We start from the raw sequence: 20,257 nt of genomic DNA on the forward strand, positions 1-20,257 counted from the left end.
GTCTTCTAATGGAGGTATGTCGTTAGGTTCAAAGTGGTCACTCTGGATCGATCTCTTCTGGTGCACAAGCTGATCCAGAACGAACACATGCTAGATAAAAGCCAGCGTCATCCAAAACACGCTTGCGGTTATATTCAAAGTGGTCGCTCTGGATTGATCTCTGCATAAACGAAGCGTAATCTTCAACAGCCTGGTGAACCTTGTCGAATGTCGAGCGCAAAGCTTTACGCTTGCTTTCCACACGTGGAGTCGGCAACTGGCGAGCTAGATCCAAGGCGATAACCTGAACGGAGTCTAATTCGCCCTGCATTGCATCGTAAGCCAGACGTGCACTATCGCGAGAAGCAACAGACACCATCGGCTTTTCCGTGCGTTTTTCTGCTTCGCTCAAAGGTTCGATTGCGTTCCGCCAATCTTTCTTTATGTAGTAGCAGTAGCCAATCACGAGAAAAGCTTCGGAAGCGATGAATGTTTCCGGAAAGTTGTTGATGATCCACTTTGCCACTTTCATAGCGTCATCCAGTTTGCGAGCCTTGAGAAAACACCATGCAATACCGAGCATAGCCTCGTCGAACACCGGAGAATCCTTCTGCACCAGGCCATACATCTGAGTAGCCGCAACGAAGTCCGGCTTTTCAACAGAGAAGAATATGTGGCCGAGCTTGACCTTAGCAGCATTCTGAATGTCGCGTTCGGATTTGTTGGAAAACGGCTGTTCCGTAATAGCACGGAAGCTGTTTTCAGCTTCGTCAGCCATGTTCATACGACTGTAAGCAAAGCCCATGGTATAGCGAGCGTAGAAGTAGTTGGCGTTACCCGGAAGAATTGAGGCGTGCAGGTCAATGGATTCCTGATAGAGGCCCTGTTCGAACTTGATCTGGCCTGCAATGTAGTCAGCGTCAACCTTCGCATCGCTTTTGCCGAAATTTCGGGCAATGATTTGGTACTTGTCTAAAGCCTCCTTGTACTTACCTTCCTTATAATCAATGTTCATCAACTGGAAGTGGAACTTAGCGAGTTGATCACTTTGCGGATAACGTTTGATAGCGTCTTCATAGATAGACTTCGCAGCCTTGTGCATACGAAGGTTTTCAAAGGACTTTGCCATGTAGAAAGCAGCCTGGTCCACCAAACGAAATGATGGGTACTTGGTCTGAACCACACCAAAGGCGTATGCAGCCTCCAAGAACCGACGTTTCATGAAGAGAGACTTCGCTGAATGGTAGTCAACGAACGGATCCCTTTCATAGATTCCTGCCGAGTCCTCATACATCCAGATGTTACTACCATATTCGAGAGACCATTCATCCTGCTGATACTTGTTCGGCGTGTAGCTGGACGCAGCAAACAAAGAAGTGCAGGCTACAGCAAGTCCGATAGCGAACGCCTTGATGAAACTAGTACGCAACGTCATTTTATCTACGCTTGAAAAACTCTTCAAAAAACAGCTTCTTCAATATACTTCATTTTGAGAGGGATTCACAAGCGATGGGGCGTTTCCCTCAAAAAAACTCAAAATTTTTATATCTTTTCGCAAACTATGATTTTACTCGTCGCCTAAAAAGCGAGACTTCGTCAGAATTGACATTTTGAATCCTAATAAATTCGCATTCCCTGATTTCAATTGCTTCTTCAGCAAAATCCGAATTAGCTGTTAATTCGTCAAAAACGCCCTGCGGAATATAAACAGCCCAAAAAGGCTTTTCTGCAAATCAAGTCGGCGAATTTTTAAAATAGAAATGAGTGGGGGTGTATCGGAAACAACAATCATACCGTAGAGGCCTCTTTTGCCTTGAGACGTTCATAGGAAGCAACATCCTCTTCAACCTCGTCCCAATCCATATCAAAATAGGCAAAGCCCTCATTTGCATAAAGTTCGATAAGCTGCCACTTTGTGATACAGAGAATTTCGGCAGCTCGACCATGGGAAAACGTATCGTTTTTGATAAACGGATGCAACAACAAGGCCAACTGCACAAGTTCGCCTTCAGGCTTCGTCGCAATATACGCTTCCATATCCACAGGGACATGAAGTTAGACTGTTGTCATTTCCATAGTAAGCCTCCACCATTAACATACATTTTTGGGGCAAAATCGCAAGTTTTTGCCCATTCTAGCTTTGAAAAGGGCCGTTAGAAAGGGCTTTAAGGAGAATTTTCTAATCACATTATGACTGTCAAAAGTTATATTTTCTTTTGACATATTGAATTAGAGTAGTACTCTTATTCCCGCTACGAAAAGTCTGGTAAATTTTTCAGGGGTGAAAGCCCCGCAACTTGGGAAGAAGACGAACACTCACACCGATCGGGTGTGGGTCGTTGGGTGTATACCCACGATTGAGTTTGGCCTTTTGCTGAACAAATCGTTGTGCTTAAAGTTGCGGGTTTACCAGAGCCTTCGTAGTATAAGCCGAGCAACGCCATGCCTTTTTTATTTTCGAAAATACATGGAAAATCGTTGCTCTGAACACAATATGAGGAAAATCCGTATTGATGTCAAGGCTTTTGGATAGTTGAATAGGATTGCCGCTCACAGACTGCCTTTGGCAGAAAGGTGAAAACAATGAAAAAGCTAATTGTTGTTTCTCTGGCTGTTGCGCTCTTCTTCTTATCAAGTTGCTCTTATAGAGCCGTACATGAATGTATGGATAAACATCCTGGGTGTCGTTGGAATTGCGAATTACAATATGGGTGGAGCGTTCCAGGATCCAGGAGCGATGAAGAAGTCCGACGTAATGCTGCGGTAGAACGTTGCTATTGGTAAAAAGGAGTGGTAATATGAAAAAAGTTTATTTTAAATTTAGCTGCGGCATTTTTTATGGTCGCTTGTGGTGATGAAACTACGATTCAGGGATACACAGATGTGGATGTGCAAAATATGTTTGCCATCTTTAAAGACTCTGTCGTGCAGGGAATTGAAGAAAATAGTAAATAATTTATGAATACAGATTTCAAAAGAGGTTGGCTAAGTCGTACGGCCAAAGAAACCGATAAAATAACGCTTTATCGGTTCTTTTCGTATAATTCGAATTCGTTGGGGCCTTTAATTTGTGGAGGTTTATACTTTTCCTCTCCCAAAGACTTTAATGATCCTTTTGACTGTAATTTAAGAATGATGCCAACAGCAATAGAAAAACAATACGGCATTAATTGGGATTCTGTTGTAAATGAGTTTAAAGCGAATGTTCATAAAATGGGCTTTGTTTGTTTTTCTCCGCATTGGGACAATACATTGATGTGGGCTCATTATGCTGATAAATTTAATGGTTTTTGTTTAGGCTTTGAATTTGACAATCCTTTATGTCGCAATGTTGATATTGAAAAAGCCTTTACAACATTCAGAGGAAGAGCTTATTATACACTTGACTTTTGGCTTCATGAGATGATTTACGCAAATAAAGATGAATATCCAACAGGGACTTCATTTGGTTTCGATGAAATTGAAGAAGAAATGCCCGAAGCGATAATTCGTTACAAAGCATCGGATTGGCAATATGAGCATGAATGTAGGCTTTCATTTCGGGGAGGAAATGGCATTCATCCAATTCCAGGAAATCTCAAGGAAGTGTATTTTGGATTGCGTATGGATGACGAAAAAAAGAGAGTTTTAATTTCAATTTTGGAAAAATACAATCCAATGTTTTATAATACCAATAAAAGTAAAACCCATATAAAGATTGATAGAACATTGTATAAAATCTAATTTTCTGAGCAATAAAATTATTTCCTTTGAAAAGTTTGTTTTGAATAGAGTTTTCATCCGCTTTGGGATGAGAAAGCGGGTAAGCCGGGCGTTGCGGGCTGGCGTCTGAAGCCCGCCAGAAAGGGTAGCGGAAGACCCGACTAGAGAGGGGCTGAAGCGAGGGGAAAACTTTCCCCACACAAAAAACTCAAAATTTTTATATCTTTTCGCAAACTATGATTTTACTCGTCGCCGAAAAACCTTCTGTCGCCAATCAACATTACAAGCCGATGCTGGAGCGTATTGAAGGTGAAAAGTTTACGCAAGGCGACGGATGCCTAATCGGCAAGAACCATTGCATCACGTGGTGCGTGGGTCACTTGATTACGCTTGCGCCGTTGGATGCCTACCCTGGTTTCGAGGGCGGTTGGCGACTTTCGAACTTGCCGCTTTTGCCCGAAAAATTCAAGTTGATGGAAATCGAGAGCACGCGAAAGCAGCTCGCGGTTGTGCGCGACATGATGGCAAGGGCGGATGTTCTTGTGAACGGCGCGGACGCGGGCCGTGAAGGTAATTTGATTTTCGACTTGATTCTCGACTACACGCCGGACTTTCGCAAAAAGCAGATCAAGCGTTTGTGGGTGAACAGCTATGTGGCGAAGGATTTGGACAAGGCTTGGAAGAATCTGGAAGACGCGACCGAGCGTTTGAATTTGAGCTATGCGGCAAGGCTCCGCCAGCGTGCCGACTGGATGGTCGGGCTGAATGCGACTCGTGCATACACGCTCACCGCCGGGCGCGGAAAGATGATTTCGGTGGGGCGCGTGCAGACGCCAACGCTGAACCTTGTCGTAGAACGCGATGCAATTGTTGAGCAATTCAAGGAACTATTTTATTACAGCGTTGTGGGGACCTGGAAAGGATATCAGGCGCAGTATGTAAGATATGAAAAGAAAGAAGTAAAAGGCGATTCCGGCTCGGAGGCCGGAATGACAATGCAAGAGATTGCTTCGGGGGACACGCCCCCTCGCAATGACAAATCAGCCCCATCGGACAAGCAAAGCAATTTAAAAGTTGCGATTTTCGAGAAAGAAGAGCCGGCGCAAGCTGTTATAGACAAATGCTCACCGCCGGAAGAAGCGGCGATTGCAAAGGTTGACATCCAGCAGAAAAAGCAGTTCCCACAAAAACCGTTCGACTTGACGGAACTGCAAAAAGAGGGCAACAAGCGTTTTAAATACAGCGCCCAGCAAGTTCTCGACTGCGCACAAAACCTGTACGAAAAGAAGTTGCTCACTTACCCACGTACGGACTCGCAATACCTGCCGGACACGATGCAGCAAGAGGCGTATGCGCTTGCACAAAGGCTTGCCACGCCGCAAGAAAAATCCGTCATGCGAGGCGGCAACGAAAACTTTGTCTTCATCAACTCCAGCAAAGTCACAGACCACTTTGCCATTATCCCCACGGGGGAAGAGCCGCAAAATCTCCCTGAAATGGAAGAGAACATTTACAAGCTCGCCAAGGAACGCTTTGTGCAGGCATGGCTTAAGCCGTATGTCTGGAGCGAAATGGAAGTTCTGCTAGAGGCAGGCAACGAAAATGGAGATTCCCGCTCAGAGGCGGGAATGACAAGCAGCGAAATTTTCCGTTTAAAGCTCAAGCGAAATGAAGATTTAGGTTTCCGCGCACTCGTCAAGGAAGAAAAGAAGAAAGGCAAGAAAAAGGGAGATTCCCGCTCGGAGGCGGGAATGACAGGTTCTGGCGACGAAAGCGGAAAAGGCGATGGCGATGATATCACGAACATCGTTGAATCATTCCCCGAATGGAATCTCGGAGACCACGCGCCATTTGACAGCCTAGAACTGCAAAAGAAAAAGAAGAGCAAGCCTAAGTACTTCACCGAAGCGACGCTCCTTGCCGCAATGAAAACGGCGGGCAAGCAAATCGAGAACGAAGAACTTGCCGAAGCCATGAAGGAACGCGGTCTCGGAACACCAGCTACGCAAGCAGGCATCATCGAGACGCTCAAAAAGCGCGGATTCATCGAAGCGCAAAAGAATTATCTTGTTAGCACCCAGCGCGGACGCGAAGTCATCGCGCTCATGGACGAGAAAGTCAAATCGCCAGAAATGACCGGCGAATGGGAATTCAAGCTTTCGCAAGTCGAAAAAGGCAAACTCACGCCGATTGAATTCCGCGACGGCATCGTGAATTACGTCAAAGAACTTTTCGAACATTTGCACCAAAAATACGCAAGCCAATTCGAACGCGAAACCGTCACCGACGCCATTCCTTGCCCGAAATGTTCCAGTCCGCTCGAAATTGCGCCGTGGGGCTACGTTTGCAAAAACGAGGAATGCGGCTTCAAGGCAGGCCACACGATTGCCGGCCGCACACTGAGCCACGCCGAAATGGCGACACTTCTCAAAACAGGCAAGTCCGATTTGCTCAGCGGATTCAAGAGCAAAAAAGGAACAACATTCAGCGCCACGCTCACATTAGGCGATGACGGCAACATCGGCTTTGAATTTTCCGATGACGCCCGCGCCAAAACGCCGACCAATTACAAGTGTCCCAAGTGCGGCAAGACGCTTTTGGATTCCGGGAACCGCCTCATCTGCGAAGGGAGCGACATCACCACATCGAATAACGAAAATGGCGACCCGACGCTTACGCCGGACACAGCCCCGACTTGCGACTTCGTTTTCTACAAAACGATTGCCGGGCACGTCATGAGCGATACGGAAATTGCAGAACTTTTCAGCAATGGTACAACCGAAATCATCAGCGGATTCTTGACCAAGAAAGGCACGACTTTCAACGCCAAAGTCGTCTGGGACAAGGATTTCAAGGCGACATTCGCTTTCGAAAACGATGGACATTTCCACGGCACCGAAACCAAGTTCAACTGTCCGCTCTGCAAAAAGAAACTCGAAGAAAACAAGAACGCCATTTTCTGCCCCGCTTGTAACTTCACCTTGTTCAAATCCGTTGCGGGCAAAAAGCTCCGCGTAGCAGACATCAAGGCTCTCCTCACCGGCGGCAAGACCGAACTTTTAACCGGATTCAAGAGCAAGAAAGGGACTGAATTCGATGCCTACTTAAAGCTCGGCGAAGACGGTCGCACAAATTTTGAATTTGTCCACAGAGACCTCCCCTGCCCTTGTTGCGGCGACCAGCTGCGATTCCGTAGCGGCACGACCACGCAGACGCCAAACGGCGAAGTGCAAACGCTCGCGGCATACGTGTGCATGAACCCCGTCTGCAATTACGGGATTCCCAAAACATTCTTCAAGCGTGAATTTTCTGACGAAGAAGTCGAAACGCTCCTCAAGAACAAATCTACGCCAATCCTTGAACCGTTCAAGAAGAACGATACGACATTCAGGGCAGCGCTAGAACTACGCGAAGGCGGCAAAATTGCGTTCAACAAGCTCACCGTAGAAGTGATTAAGAAAGGGTAAACCCTTAGACCCGCATTATGCGGGCGGGGCCCCAGCTCAGAGTTGCGAAGGCCGCACGGGCCCCTCCCTGCACCCTCCCCATCCTTGGCCGACGCTTCCATTCTTCCAACACTGAATTTCAATCCTTTATAAAAACAAATCTTCTCGCTATATACCGTTTTTTATTCTATTGATTCAATCAACATATAATCGCTACGACTAGCCTACATTATTTATAGGTTAATATGGAAATAGCGTTATCACATTTTGAATCGCTCCCACATTTTACTATCTTTGCACTCGTTTAAAGCGGGTTAATGATGAGCGAAAATTACAAATACGGATTTGTCACTGATATTGAGAACGAAGCCTTCGAAAAAGGTCTTAACGAGGATATCATCCGCAGGGCGTCAGCGCTCCGTGGCGAACCGCAATTTATGCTCGATTTTCGCTTGAAGGCTTACGAAAAGCTCAAGACGATGAAACAGCCCAACTGGGGCGAGCTCCACTTTAATCCTGTCGATTTGCAGGACATCGTCTATTACTCCGCACCGAAGACCAAGAAGAGCCACGAAAAGATCGAAGATGTCGATCCGGAACTCTTGGCGACTTTTGAAAAGCTCGGCATCCCGCTCGACGAACAGAAGCGACTCGCGAACGTAGCCGTCGATGCCGTGTTCGATTCCGTCAGCATTTACACAAGCCACAAGAAGAAGCTCATGGAAATGGGCATCATCTTCTGCTCCATCAGCGACGCCATCAAGGAATACCCGGAACTCATCGAGGAATATCTAGGTAGCGTGGTCCCCGCTGGCGACAACTACTTTGCAGCTCTCAACAGCGCAGTCTTTGGCGACGGTAGCTTCGTCTACATTCCGCCTGGAGTCAAGTGCCCAATGGACCTTTCCACCTACTTCCGCATCAACAACAAGGAAGCAGGCCAGTTCGAACGCACATTGATCATCGCCGATGACGACGCCAGCGTAAGCTACCTTGAAGGCTGCACCGCCCCTGAGTTTAGCAGCAAGCAGTTGCACAGCGCTATCGTGGAACTCGTGGCCAAAGAAAACGCCAAAATCAAATATTCTACCGTGCAGAACTGGTACGCCGGCGACCGCGAGACGGGCGCAGGCGGTGTGTACAACTTTGTCACCAAGCGCGGCAAGTGCGCGGGCAAGAACAGCCGCATCAGCTGGACTCAGGTCGAAACGGGTTCCGCCATCACGTGGAAGTACCCGAGCTGCATTTTGCAGGGCGACAATTCCGTCGGTGAATTCTACAGCGTGGCCCTCACGAACGGTCACATGCAGGCAGACACCGGCACGAAGATGATCCACATCGGCAAGAACACCAAGAGCACGATTATTTCTAAGGGCATCAGCGCCGATTGCTCCAGCAACGCCTACCGCGGCGAAGTGAGCATCCGCAAGTCCGCTACAGGCGCCCGCAACTACACCCAGTGCGACAGCATGCTTGTCGGTACCAAGAGCGCCGCCCACACGTTCCCCTACATCACCGTCGCAAACGCGAGCGCCCAGACCGAGCACGAAGCGACGACCAGCCGCATCAGCGAAGACCAGCTGTTCTACTTCGAGAGCCGTGGTATCAAGCGCGAAGACGCCATCCAGGCCATGGTCGGCGGTTTCTGCAAAGATGTGTTCAAGGAACTCCCTGGCGAGTTCGCCACAGAGGCCCGCCAACTGTTGACTTTAAAACTCGAACATAGCGTAGGCTAATGACCATTAGCCTTTATAAACTATAGCCAAAGTGCATAGAAACTATCAAAAGCGCGCTGCAACAACCATTGCAACGCGTTTTTTATGTTTATTGGCGAAAATCGAATTGTAGACTGGAACCTTTAGTTCCATTTCAACAATCAAATCGAAAAACTAACCCCTAAATCACCTCAAAACTGTTGACTTTTTATTCAAAAAAAAGGAAAGGGCCGGAAATTTTAGTTTCCGACCCTTATTGGTGTATATGGAGTACTTTATATATAGCATTTTTTACAATACAAAGTGTCATGTGAACCCTATTTTTAATAAAAAAATATTATCTCAAACAAACATTGTCCTTATAAACAGACGAACACCTCAACGAATAAACAAAATATTAACCATATATAAAAATCCCCCACAGAACTGTAGGGGATTTCGAATAACAACAAAGTCTATAATTATGGTACAAACAACCTAGCGAGCAACAATTTGCTTTCTGATTTGTTCGTACAAATCGGTGCTACCAATTACAGCAATGCACTTTAGAGCAAATTCTTCGGCCGTACCCGGGCCACGGCTCGTAATGATGTTTCCGTCAACAACCACGCGTTCCTCAGAGAATTCACGACATACAAGTTCAGCTTCACATCCTGGATAGCAAGTTGCCTTGCGGTCTACGAGGATTCGAGCTTTGCTCAAAATGGTCGGAGCTGCACAAATGGCAAGAACCCACTTGTTATCGTCATTTAAGCTGCAAACGGTATTTTCAACAGCGGCACTTGCCTTGAGATTCCGCACGCCAACACCGCCACCCGGCAAGAAAACAGCATCAAAGTCGGTCGGTTCAAGTTTGCTCAACGCCACATCGGCCTGAATTTTAAGTCCATGAAGACCATCAACGATGTCAGCCCCCGAAACGGATGCAATTGTCACCTTAAAGCCAGCACGACGCCACAAATCTACAGGAACCACGAATTCCGTTTCTTCAAATCCATCTGCAAGCAACACAAGAATCTGCATATAACCTCCAATTAATTACTTAGTTATTATAGCTTTTTTCACCTATAATTATCGCTTTTTGTTGAAAATATTACGTTTATAGCCACCCCCTATGGCAAGTCCCTAGTTAAATTCTATATTTGCGGCATGAATTTCAAAGATAGAATCATCCGCGCCACAGGCAAAAAAACGCCTTTCCGCCTTATTGTGGTCGATTTAACGGAGACCATGAATGATATCGGCCGTCATCACGACGCCAAAGGTTTCGCCCTCAAGCTGCTTGCCGAAAACTCCATTGCAAGTATTTTCCTTAGCGCAGGCCTCAAATTCGCGGGAACAGTTTCTTACATAACCTCATTCGGTGGAGAAATCACAAAGATCCAGACCGATTCCACGCCAATGGGCCTTGTCCGCGCCATGATTCCGCAGGCAGAACTCCAAGCCATAGGAGCAAACGAACCTGCGCTTGTTCCGCAACATGTAAGCGTTGTCAAGTTGAACGAACTGGGCAAGCGAGTTCACGAAAGTATTATCGAAGCGCCCTCCGTTTCGATGGGCCAAAACCTCGCCACATACCTCTTGCAGTCCGAACAAATTCGCTCTGCCGTGGGTATCGAAGCTCAGTTCAACAAGCAAGACCCGAGCAAGCTCGACTATGCAGCAGGCTTCTACATCGAAGCGTTCCCGGACCTCGAAGACAAGGATATCAACCTTATCGAAGTCATCGTGCAAAACCTCCCGAAGTTCTGCGACATGTACAAGGCAGACAAGGGATTCGATCTTGACGAACTTTTAGACCAGCTCCGCGGCCCGTACGACATCGAAGTGGTACGCGAAATCGACCCGAAGCCGTTCTGCCCGTGCAGCAAGGACCGCATGCTCGCAACACTTGCAACGCTCCCACTCAAGGACTTGCAGGAACTCAGCAGCGAAAACAAGGATTTGAACGTTGTCTGCGACTTCTGCCGCACAAACTATACGATTACACCTGCCGACATGCAAGAAATTATTGCAGAGAGGAAAAAAAGTTCCTAGTCCGAAGTTACTAGTTACTAGAGATCCTTCGACTTCGCTCAGGATGACACAGCAACTAGTTCTCTGACAAACAATAAAACTATTAACTAGTAACTATCAACTAATAACTAATCACTATGTTTACTAAGCAATGTGTTGTCACTCTTGACCTGGAAGGCGTTCTTGCGCCAGAAATCTGGATTGCCGTCGCCGAAAAGACGGGCATCAAGGACCTCCGCCTCACCACTCGCGACATCCCCGACTACGATGTGCTCATGAAGGGCCGCATCAAGATTCTCGAACGCGAGAACATCAAGCTCTCTGACATCCAGAACGTGATTGCAAATCTCGGACTCCTCGACGGCGCCCGCGACTTTATGGACACGCTCCGTGACGAAGCCCAGGTAATCATCCTCTCGGATACGTTCCAGGAATTCGCCTATCCCATCATGAAGAATCTCGGATTCCCGACGATTTTCTGCCACAATCTCGTAGTCGAAAACGACATGATCAAGGGTTACCACTTGCGCATGAGCGACCAGAAGACGAAGGTCGTAAAGCATTTGCAGGAACTCAACTTCAAAGTGTTTGCCTCGGGCGATTCCTTCAACGACACGGGCATGCTCAAGCAGGCCGACAAGGGCTGTTTCTTCTGCGCTCCGGATTCCATCGTGGCACAGTTCCCGCAGCTCGAAGCCACAAAGACCTACGCAGAACTTTTGGACAAATTCCACAAGTTCCAGGATTCGCTGTAAAAAAAGCACAACGTATACAAAAACCGTCGACACAATGTCGGCGGTTATTTTTTACAATCAGTCAACGGTCATTAGTCAATGGTCAATAGTCATTAGAAAAAACAACCAATAACTAATAACCAATGACTAACAACTAACGACTAATAACTACTTCAAGCTAGGCGTTTCCCAATCAATCCATTCAGACTTTTTGAAGTTGATGGTTTGAGTATTCTTGGTGTAGTCAATCTTACCCGTCTTGGCATCCTTGCCGAGCAAGAACTTGTTCATAAAGTCCTTGACTTCGTCAAACTGCCCGTTCGGAAGCTGGCAGTGACCATGACCGCCTTCCTGGCTGTAGGTGTAATTTTCCGTTGCACCGAGAGCGTCATAAACTTCCTTAGAAGCTTGTCCGCAATAGTTCGACGGAACCTCGCCCAACCATTCCTGACCTGCATTGTCGAGAATGAGGAGCGCACGCGGAGCCACCATAGCCACCAACATGTGCTGGTCAAACGGGAGCGTATTTTCCTTGCCATCGTAATTCTTGAAACTAGAAATCATCCACTTGCCTTCGGTACCGGCACTGCTCAAGCCCTGAACGAACTGCTTACCCTTCTGCTTGTTCACCTGAGCGCCCACACGCCAAAGCGATGCGCCACCGGAACCGGATTCCTGCGGAATCGTGAGGGCAATACGTTCATCGAATGCACCCACGGCAAGAGTACCCTTACCCCAGCGAGAGCAACCCGTCATAGCGAGGTGCTTCACATCGATACCCGCTTCAGGAGTCTTTTCGAGAGCGTCGATAATGCGGCTTACGCCCCAAGCCCATGCAATGATGGTGCCCTGTCCCTGGTTATAAAGCTGGAAGAACATACCGCCACCGCTTTCTGGAGCGACGTCATCCGGGTTAAACGTAATCTGAGCGATGTCAAGACCGTTCGTTGCGTTGCCGAGGCTTCCGCAACCGCCCATCATGCCACCGCCAAAACCGATCATCGCAGGCTTCGGCTTGTCCTTGGTACCGGCGTTGCTGATTTTCACGGAGAACGAACCGGATTTGCCCTTGTCCGTGACCTTAATGGTGAGCTTTCCGCCAGAATAGCTGCCTTCCACCTTTTCCGGATTGCGCGGCTTTGTACCGAACATGAGCTTTTCGTACATGGCGCCGATTTCTTCGCGACGGCATTTCCAATCAGCCTTGCTAGAAATACGCTTGCCATCAAGACCCATAAACGGGTCCGGCAGTTTTGCGTTGTTCACGCTTGAAGGGATATTGCCAATCTGGCATTCACTGCGATGGTCTTCGACAAATTCATTCACCGGAGACGGAGGCGTCGTTTCACTGGAACTAGAGACTTCCGGCTTTGTTGCAGACGAACTAGAATGGTGATGCCCACGGCTAGAACTAGAGACGGCATTGCTGCTGCTTTCTGGCAAAGCCTCACTGCTCGATGATAGCACAGGCCCCGCTACACTGCTACTAGATGCACCACTAGAAACCGCGACATCCGAGCTACTCGTCGGAGATTGCACATCTGCAGAAGAATCAGGCACTTTATCTGAACTGGATCCTACGCTGTTTTCGGCGTACGAACTAGAGCTCGATTCACCACCGGAAATAATTCCAGCGGACTGACCGACCTGTTCCAAGCATTCTTGTGTTGTACATTGCGCGGCAGAAGACATAGCTTCATCGCCGCACGCCCATAAGCCAAAGGCAGCAACTGCCACTGGCATTACTTTTATCCACTTATTCATTGTATACCAACCCCAACAACAGCCGTGAATTCGGCGGAATTGTTGTCCTTAAAACTAATCTATTCAAAAAAAACAAGGCTCGGTGTAATATTATTTTTGTTGTAAGAGTTACAACAGACTAGAAACTTTCCAAATCATTTTTTACGATTTTTTACGGCCTTTAAACCGAATAACGCATTTTTTGTCTTATTTTTGGCATATTTCCAAAAAAAAGACGCTTATGTATCAAATTATTAGATAAATTGGGAATGATGGATCAGGCTAATTTTACAACGAATCAGGAGCACATTGTAAATGTACTCCTTAAGAAGAATCCAAAACTAGACGAAGGGATTCTTAGAAAAGCTATAGCCTTTATCGCCGATGCCCATGATGGTCAATACCGCAAGAGCGGCATGCCCTACACAGAACACCCTTACGAAGTGGCCAAGATTCTTGCCGACTTAAAGCAAGACCAGGCAACGGTACTAGCAGGCTTATTGCACGACGTGGTGGAAGACACCCCGCATACCCTCAACGAAATTTCTGAACTTTTTGGCGAAGACACAGCTTTCATGGTCGATGCGGTAACAAAGATTACCGCCGTTCAAGAAGCGAGTAAGACAGCGCAAAAGGCAAGCACCTACCGTAAGCTCATTACGGCTATGGCTAAAGACCCGCGCGTCATCATGATTAAAATCGCAGACCGCATCCACAACATGCGCACCATGCGATACATGAAGCCCGAAAAGCGAAAAATTATTGCACAAGAAACACTCGACATTTACGTGCCGCTCACCCATAGGTTCGGTCTATACAAGCTGAAAACCGAACTCGAAGATTTGAGCTTTAAGTACGTAAACCCGGACGAATACCAAAAGCTTGTCGATGCGCTTATCGAGAACAAGGAAAAACGCGAAAAGTACGTGCAATCCGTGATTGGCCCTCTGCAAATCAAGATGGCTCTCGAAGATTTCGACTGCACCATTCAAGGGCGCACCAAGAACATTTACAGCATTTACAACAAGATGCTTGCGCGCGGTTGCGGATTCGAAGACATCTTCGATATTTTCGCCATCCGCATTATCGTCGAGACAATTCCGGAATGCTACCTCGCTCTAGGTTACGTACACAACCTCTGGACGCCGCTTCAAAGCCGCTTCAAAGACTACATCGCAACCCCGAAGCCGAACCTTTACCAGAGCATCCACACCACAGTCATCGGTCCCGAAAACAAGATGGTCGAAGTCCAGATCCGCACAAAGGACATGGACTTAACCGCCGAAAAGGGATTCGCCGCGCACTGGGCGTACAAGATGGAAACGCAACACGAAGGCGAAGAACTCGCCTGGCTTGACCACATGGTAAAGTTGCAATCCGAAATTTCGGACTCCAAGGAATACCTCGACTTCTTGAAGGTGGACTTGAAGCCCGAAGGCATGACTGTGTTTACCCCGAAGGGCGCATCTATTGAACTCCCCGAAGGCGCCATCGTTTTGGACTTTGCGTTCGCCGTCCACTCGGAACTCGGCCTGCATTGCATTGGCGCCCGCATCAACGACAAGGTCGTAAGCCTTGACGAACCGGTGCCGCATGGAGCCACCATCCAGATTTTAAAGAGCCCGAACCAAGAGCCGAGCCCAGAATGGCTAGAAATGGTCAAGACCATCAAGGCCAAGCAGGAACTCCGCAAGTGGATGAAGACAAGTATCATCATCCAATCGCGCAGCCTCGGTAAAGAAATTTGGACTCGCGAACTTCGCCTCCTCAAAATCGAAAAAGACAAACGTCCCAAAGACGAGGACATCCTCAAGCACTTTGGCATGACAAGCCTTAATGAATTTTTCGAAAAGATTGGTCAGGGCGAACTCCCACTCCAGGACATCCACCGCTTCTTGAATGGCGGAAACGACATTACAAAAGAAACGGCGGCACTGCGCTTTTATCCGTTATTCGGAAAAGACAAAGGAAATCCTCTTACCGACGAAATGCCGTTGATGATTGGCCAAGAAACCAGTCTCCTCATCCATTTCTCTAGTTGCTGCGGCCCTGTTCCAGGCGATAGAATTGTCGGCGTCATGCGTCCGCAAATCGGTATCGAAGTGCACAAGAGCGACTGCCCTTGCCTCAAGGATTTTCCGGAAAGCCAGCTCATTCCGGTCGATTGGAGCGCAGACGTTACAAAGCCATTTACAACGCACCTCACGATTGAAACAGACAACCGAAAGAACTTGCCACTCAGCATTTTGATGGTCTTGAAAGACGAAAACTTGGCTCTTGACCGCTTGAGCATTGCGAGCGCCCAATACACGGGACGCATCCGTATGGAATTCAAGGCGTTCCGCAAGGACCAGGTCGATGCCATTGTGACCAAGATAAGACAAGTCGAGGGCGTCAGAGGGGTTGAAAAAGCATGATATCTTCCCTACACCATTGCGACTACACACAAAAAAACCGTGCGTTCAACTGCCGCATGAGGAACCGTTATTACGAAGAAGTGTATTACGCGTTCCGTGCGCTGTTCCCGAACGAAATCGCCGAAGCCAAGGACTCTACACCCGAAGAGAACAATGCCTGGTACCAGCATTTGAGCAAGGACATCAAGCGTTACGAACGACTCTTGATGACATGCCTCGAATATGCGCAGGCTGCCATCTTTTACGGCAAGGCAGAAAATTCTTCGCTTTACTCCAAGGACAAACGCTGGGGTATTTTGCAAGAAGAAATTTTCCTCGTGCACTTTTTGCAGGAACTGCTCTCGACGACGCGATACGTTATCGCAAGGATTGATACGGATAAAGTGTTGCAGCAATGGAGTGGGGAAATGCAGGGCATGAAATCGAGCCCTGTCGTTTACGGCTTTGTGAGTGATATTCAAGGCAAGTTGAATACCATGAACGCAGGCACCATTGATGAATTTAAGGACTTGTTGAAACACGTTCTGGACCGTTTCCAGATTGGCAATACGCTATTCGGAACCGTTCAGGACTTGCAGAATTTCTACTAATGACCATTGACTAAAAACTAACGACTATGTCTGAATACATCATACTTTCAATATTCCTTTTTCTGGGCGCGTTTATCGCGGCGGCGGCAACCGTCACAGGCCTATTGCTAGGCTACCGCACCAAGAATACAAAGAACAAGATGGCACCGTACGAATGCGGTATGGAAACCATCGGCAACGCAAGAATTCAGTTCAAGGTGGGCTACTACCTGTTCGCCTTGCTCTTCCTCGTGTTTGATATCGAAGCGCTGTTCCTCTTCCCCGTCATGATGAACTTCAAGGAAATCATGGCTGGCCACACGGCGCTCCCGCCATCAGTCGTCGTTATCGACCTTATCATCTTCATTGCGATTCTCGTTTCGGGCCTTGCTTACGCCTGGAAAAAAGGAATTCTCAAATGGGAATAATCAATTTAGCTCCAAAGATCTTGGACCCGATTCCCGGTGGAAAGTACGTTGTAAACGCCATCGACTATGTTGTGAACTGGGCCCGTGCAAACTCCATTTGGCCTCTGACATACGGTACTAGCTGCTGCGCCATCGAAATGATGTCGAGTTCTATGGCCCGTTATGACATTGCCCGTTTTGGCTCTGAAGTGTTCCGCTCGTCCCCGCGACAGGCGGACTTGTTTATTTTGGCAGGTACGATTACCCGCCGCATGGCACCCGCCATCCAGATGCTTTGGGAACAAATTCCCGGTCCCAAGTACGTCATTGCTATGGGCGCCTGCACGATTAGCGGTGGCCCGTTCATCTACGACAACTATTCTGTTGTCCGTGGTGCACAGAACTTGATTCCGGTCGATGTGTTCGTTCCCGGCTGCCCGCCGCGCCCCGAAGCATTGTTCCATGGACTTTTGACGCTCCGCGAAAAGATTCTCAAAGAAACTTGCCGCAATCCGTGGCACGAAGGCGAACCGAAAGACGTTTCGACAATGGACCGCTATCGCGAAGCCGCAAAAACTTGGGCAGCCCTCGAAGAAATGAAAGACGAGCAAATGGCAGAAGCCCGCGCAAAATTCAAGGAAGAAAATCCGGACTACAAGAGCGCCTTCAAGCCAATTCGCGTCAAGAAGCCGGATTTTCCGGAAGTGGAACGCGTGCCGTTCAAACGTTTGGGCCTTACACAGCAAGAACTTTTTGCAAAGCTCCGCGCCAAATTCCCGAACGTGACTGTGCATACGCGCGGTGAAGACACTCCAGAAGATGTCGTCGCCAAGATGCCTGCTGACTGCCCGCTCGAAGTCATGCTCGAAAAAGAGGACTACTTGAACGTTGTTGAATTTGTCAAGAACGATCCCGAATTCAAAATGGATTACCTAATTGACGTGACCGCCATTGACTACGACGACCACTTCGACATGGTGACCATGCTCAGAAGCCTTGAAATCGGCCACAAGATTTTCCTTTGCGTGCAGCTCAAGAAAGACTTCTCGATTGACGAAGACAAACGCCCGACATCGCTTTTGGCCAGCGTGCCGACCATTTCGCACCTCTACCCCGGTGCAGAAATCAAGGAACGCGAAGTTTACGACATGTTCGGCATCAAGTTTGAAAATCACCCCGACCTTCGCCGCATATTCCTCGACAAGGACTTTGTGGGTTACCCGCTCCGTAAAGACTTTACCCACCCGGAAATGATTAGGAGGCCTATATGAGTCATCAGTTACCTCCGGGATTTCGCCTCGAACGCAAATCGAATACTGAAGAATTTTTTATCAACATGGGTCCGCAGCACCCGAGTACGCATGGTGCTTTGCGACTCACGCTCCGCATGGATGGTGAGACCATTGTAGAAGTTGTCCCGCACTTTGGCTATATCCACCGCGGTATGGAAAAGCAAGCGGAATCGATGAGCTACTTGCAATACATCGCGATGTCGGACCGTCAGGACTATTTAACAGCCATCCAGAACAACTTAGGTGTTGTCATCGCTCTTGAAAAGGGCATGAACGTGGGCGTTCCGCTCCGTGGCGAATACATCCGCGTGATGCTCCAGGAACTTGGCCGCATTGCCTCGCACTTGGTGTTCTACGGTTGCTTTGGCGGTGACCTTGGCGGACAAACTTGCCTCTTGTTCGGCTTTAAAGAACGTGAAATGATTCACGACATCCTCGAAGAAGTCACAGGCTCCCGCCTCACGACAAACTTCTTTAGACCAGGCGGCAGCCGCTACGACGTGCCGGATACGTTTATCCCGCGCGTAAAAGCATTTCTCGACCACATGGAAGATACGATGAAGGACTACGAGAGATTCCTTTCGAAAAACATCATCGTGTTGGAACGTAGCATCGGCATTGGCGTTTTGAGCAAAGAAGATGCGATTGCTTACGGATGCTCTGGCCCTGTGCTCCGTGCTAGCGGCGTGAACTTTGACGTGCGCCGTGCAAACCCGTACAGCATTTACGACCAGTTCGATTTTGACGTGCCCGTATTCCATAACGGCGACTGCTATGACCGTTACCAAATCCGCATTGCAGAAATCCATCAATCGCTGAAAATTCTGCGCCAGTGCGTCGAAAAGTTCCCAGAAGGTCCGTGGCGTTCCAAGGAAAAGCCGGTGCGACTCCCCGTGGGCCGCTACTACAGCGAAATTGAAACCGCAAAGGGTCTTTACGCAACTTACGTTGTCGCCGCAACTACCGGTGAAAAGCCGTACCGTATCCACACACGCGGCCCCTCTTTCCCGCATATTGCTGCAATCAACAAAATGGCTCAAGGTCACAAGATTTCGGACCTCGTGACCATCATGGCAACCCTTGACCCCGTGATTCCGGAAATTGACAGGTAGTTTATGTTTGTACCTTCAGTAACACATCCTATTGGCGACTTTGTCCGTGAATGGATTCCACGATTGGCAGAATATCTGCCCGCAAGTATCCAGTCCGAAGACATCAACAGTGTCGTCGCCTTCCTCATCAACGCCGTGATTTGCATTATCGCCGTCTGCATCGTGAACATCGGTTCTGCCCCGATTCTCATTTACATGGAACGCAAGGTTTGCGCTCACGTGCAATGCCGTTTGGGACCGATGCGTCTTGGCTGGCACGGAACGCTCCAGACCATCGCGGACGTGATCAAAATGCTCTTCAAGGAAGTGTACGCTCCGAGTGGCGCTGACAAGCTCATGTTCTACTTGGCTCCGCTAATCGTCTTGATTGCACCGTTTATCGTCTGCGCCTTGATTCCGTTCGACAAGAATCTTGTCGTGGCCGACGTCTCAATGGGCATCCCGCTCATCATCGCAGTGAACGGCTTTGGCGTGCTCGGCATTCTACTTGGCGGCTGGAGCAGTAACAACAAGTATTCCTTGCTCGGTGCGCTCCGCAGTGGCGCCCAGATGATCAGCTACGAAATCTCGTTTGCGATGATTCTCCTGTTCGTCGTCATGATTTCGGGTTCTACGAACCTCATGAGCATTACGATGGGCCAGGAAGGAACGATTTTTGACTGGTGGATTTTCAAGATTCCAGTCCTCGGTTTCATCGCCTTCATCCTCTTCTTTATTTCCAGTACCGCCGAAATGAACCGCGCTCCGTTCGACATTGCCGAAGCAGAACAGGAACTCACGGGTGGTTACCACACGGAATACAATGGCACTCCGTTTGCCATGTTCTACCTCGCCGAATACATCGCCCTCATCACGAACTCCGCACTTGCAACCACATGCTTCCTCGGTGGATTCTTCCCGCCGTGCATCGGCATCGCTGCTGTGGACAACGTCTTGAACATGGTACCTGGCGTCGTATGGTTCTTCGCTAAGATTTACTTTATGGTCTGGTGCTACATGATGGTCCGCTGGACGTTTGTGCGCCCGCGTGTCGACCAGCTCATGGACTTTGAATGGAAATTCCTTTTGCCGGTAAACCTAGTGTTGCTCGTCGCTGGCGCAGCCTTTATCGCAATTGGTGGTTAG

General features: G+C 48.4%; 15 protein-coding genes. 11 read left to right on the forward strand and 4 right to left on the reverse strand.

Annotation, left to right across the window (positions count from 1 at the left end; all coding sequences use genetic code 11):
- Positions 1-37 precede the first annotated feature (37 nt).
- Both BUA34_RS03355 and BUA34_RS03360 read right to left on the reverse strand, forming a co-directional pair.
- Complete coding sequence (locus BUA34_RS03355; RefSeq protein ID WP_139255862.1) at positions 38-1,414, reverse strand: tetratricopeptide repeat protein; 1,377 nt, start codon at positions 1,412-1,414, stop codon at positions 38-40.
- A 353-nt stretch (positions 1,415-1,767) separates the two neighbouring features.
- A complete protein-coding gene (locus BUA34_RS03360; protein WP_139255863.1) occupies positions 1,768-2,016 on the reverse strand; it encodes a hypothetical protein in 249 nt (82 codons plus the stop codon).
- A 921-nt stretch (positions 2,017-2,937) separates the two neighbouring features.
- Between BUA34_RS03360 and BUA34_RS03365 the strand changes: the two genes are divergently transcribed.
- The 3 genes from BUA34_RS03365 (at position 2,938) to sufB (ending at position 8,863) form a co-directional block, all read left to right on the forward strand.
- Positions 2,938-3,702, forward strand: coding sequence for a DUF2971 domain-containing protein (locus BUA34_RS03365; protein WP_072827337.1), 765 nt, complete (start codon positions 2,938-2,940; stop codon positions 3,700-3,702).
- 215 nt (positions 3,703-3,917) lie between these two features.
- On the forward strand, positions 3,918-7,148 hold the full coding sequence (locus BUA34_RS03370) for a type IA DNA topoisomerase (protein ID WP_072827338.1): 3,231 nt from the start codon (positions 3,918-3,920) through the stop codon (positions 7,146-7,148).
- Between the two features lie 299 nt (positions 7,149-7,447).
- A complete protein-coding gene (gene sufB, locus BUA34_RS03375) occupies positions 7,448-8,863 on the forward strand; it encodes a Fe-S cluster assembly protein SufB (protein ID WP_072827636.1) in 1,416 nt (471 codons plus the stop codon).
- 456 nt (positions 8,864-9,319) lie between these two features.
- On the opposite strand, the gene BUA34_RS03380 is transcribed toward sufB, so the two are convergent.
- Positions 9,320-9,865, reverse strand: a complete 546-nt coding sequence (locus tag BUA34_RS03380) for a DJ-1 family glyoxalase III (protein WP_072827339.1) — start codon at positions 9,863-9,865, stop codon at positions 9,320-9,322.
- Positions 9,866-9,991: 126 nt separating this feature from the next.
- On the opposite strand from BUA34_RS03380, the gene BUA34_RS03385 reads away from it, so the two are divergent.
- Positions 9,992-10,879, forward strand: coding sequence for an Hsp33 family molecular chaperone HslO (locus BUA34_RS03385; protein ID WP_072827340.1), 888 nt, complete (start codon positions 9,992-9,994; stop codon positions 10,877-10,879).
- A gap of 116 nt (positions 10,880-10,995) precedes the next feature.
- Entirely contained in the window at positions 10,996-11,613 is a 618-nt protein-coding gene (gene thrH, locus BUA34_RS03390) for a bifunctional phosphoserine phosphatase/homoserine phosphotransferase ThrH (RefSeq protein WP_014546980.1), read from the forward strand.
- A 147-nt stretch (positions 11,614-11,760) separates the two neighbouring features.
- Here the strand turns inward: thrH and BUA34_RS03395 are convergent, their stop codons facing one another.
- Complete coding sequence (locus BUA34_RS03395; RefSeq protein WP_072827341.1) at positions 11,761-13,356, reverse strand: glucuronyl esterase domain-containing protein; 1,596 nt, start codon at positions 13,354-13,356, stop codon at positions 11,761-11,763.
- Between the two features lie 248 nt (positions 13,357-13,604).
- Between BUA34_RS03395 and BUA34_RS03400 the strand changes: the two genes are divergently transcribed.
- From BUA34_RS03400 to BUA34_RS03425, 6 genes are read left to right on the forward strand one after another with little or no spacing between them, the layout of a single operon-like run.
- Complete coding sequence (locus BUA34_RS03400) at positions 13,605-15,752, forward strand: RelA/SpoT family protein (RefSeq protein WP_072827342.1); 2,148 nt, start codon at positions 13,605-13,607, stop codon at positions 15,750-15,752.
- Positions 15,749-16,342: a hypothetical protein gene (locus BUA34_RS03405; RefSeq protein WP_072827343.1), complete on the forward strand. Its 594-nt coding sequence runs from the start codon at positions 15,749-15,751 to the stop codon at positions 16,340-16,342. The genes BUA34_RS03400 and BUA34_RS03405 overlap by 4 nt, the downstream gene beginning before the upstream one ends.
- A 26-nt stretch (positions 16,343-16,368) precedes the next feature.
- On the forward strand, positions 16,369-16,749 hold the full coding sequence (locus BUA34_RS03410; RefSeq protein WP_014546976.1) for an NADH-quinone oxidoreductase subunit A: 381 nt from the start codon (positions 16,369-16,371) through the stop codon (positions 16,747-16,749).
- Positions 16,740-17,999, forward strand: a complete 1,260-nt coding sequence (gene nuoB / locus BUA34_RS03415) for an NADH-quinone oxidoreductase subunit NuoB (protein ID WP_072827344.1) — start codon at positions 16,740-16,742, stop codon at positions 17,997-17,999. The genes BUA34_RS03410 and nuoB overlap by 10 nt, the downstream gene beginning before the upstream one ends.
- A complete protein-coding gene (locus tag BUA34_RS03420; RefSeq protein WP_072827345.1) occupies positions 17,996-19,132 on the forward strand; it encodes an NADH-quinone oxidoreductase subunit D in 1,137 nt (378 codons plus the stop codon). Before nuoB ends, BUA34_RS03420 begins: the two co-directional genes overlap by 4 nt.
- Before the next feature lie 3 nt (positions 19,133-19,135).
- Positions 19,136-20,257, forward strand: coding sequence for a complex I subunit 1/NuoH family protein (locus tag BUA34_RS03425; protein WP_083579722.1), 1,122 nt, complete (start codon positions 19,136-19,138; stop codon positions 20,255-20,257).

It is taken from the genome of Fibrobacter sp. UWB12 (assembly GCF_900142485.1).
In the GTDB taxonomy this organism is placed as follows: domain Bacteria; phylum Fibrobacterota; class Fibrobacteria; order Fibrobacterales; family Fibrobacteraceae; genus Fibrobacter.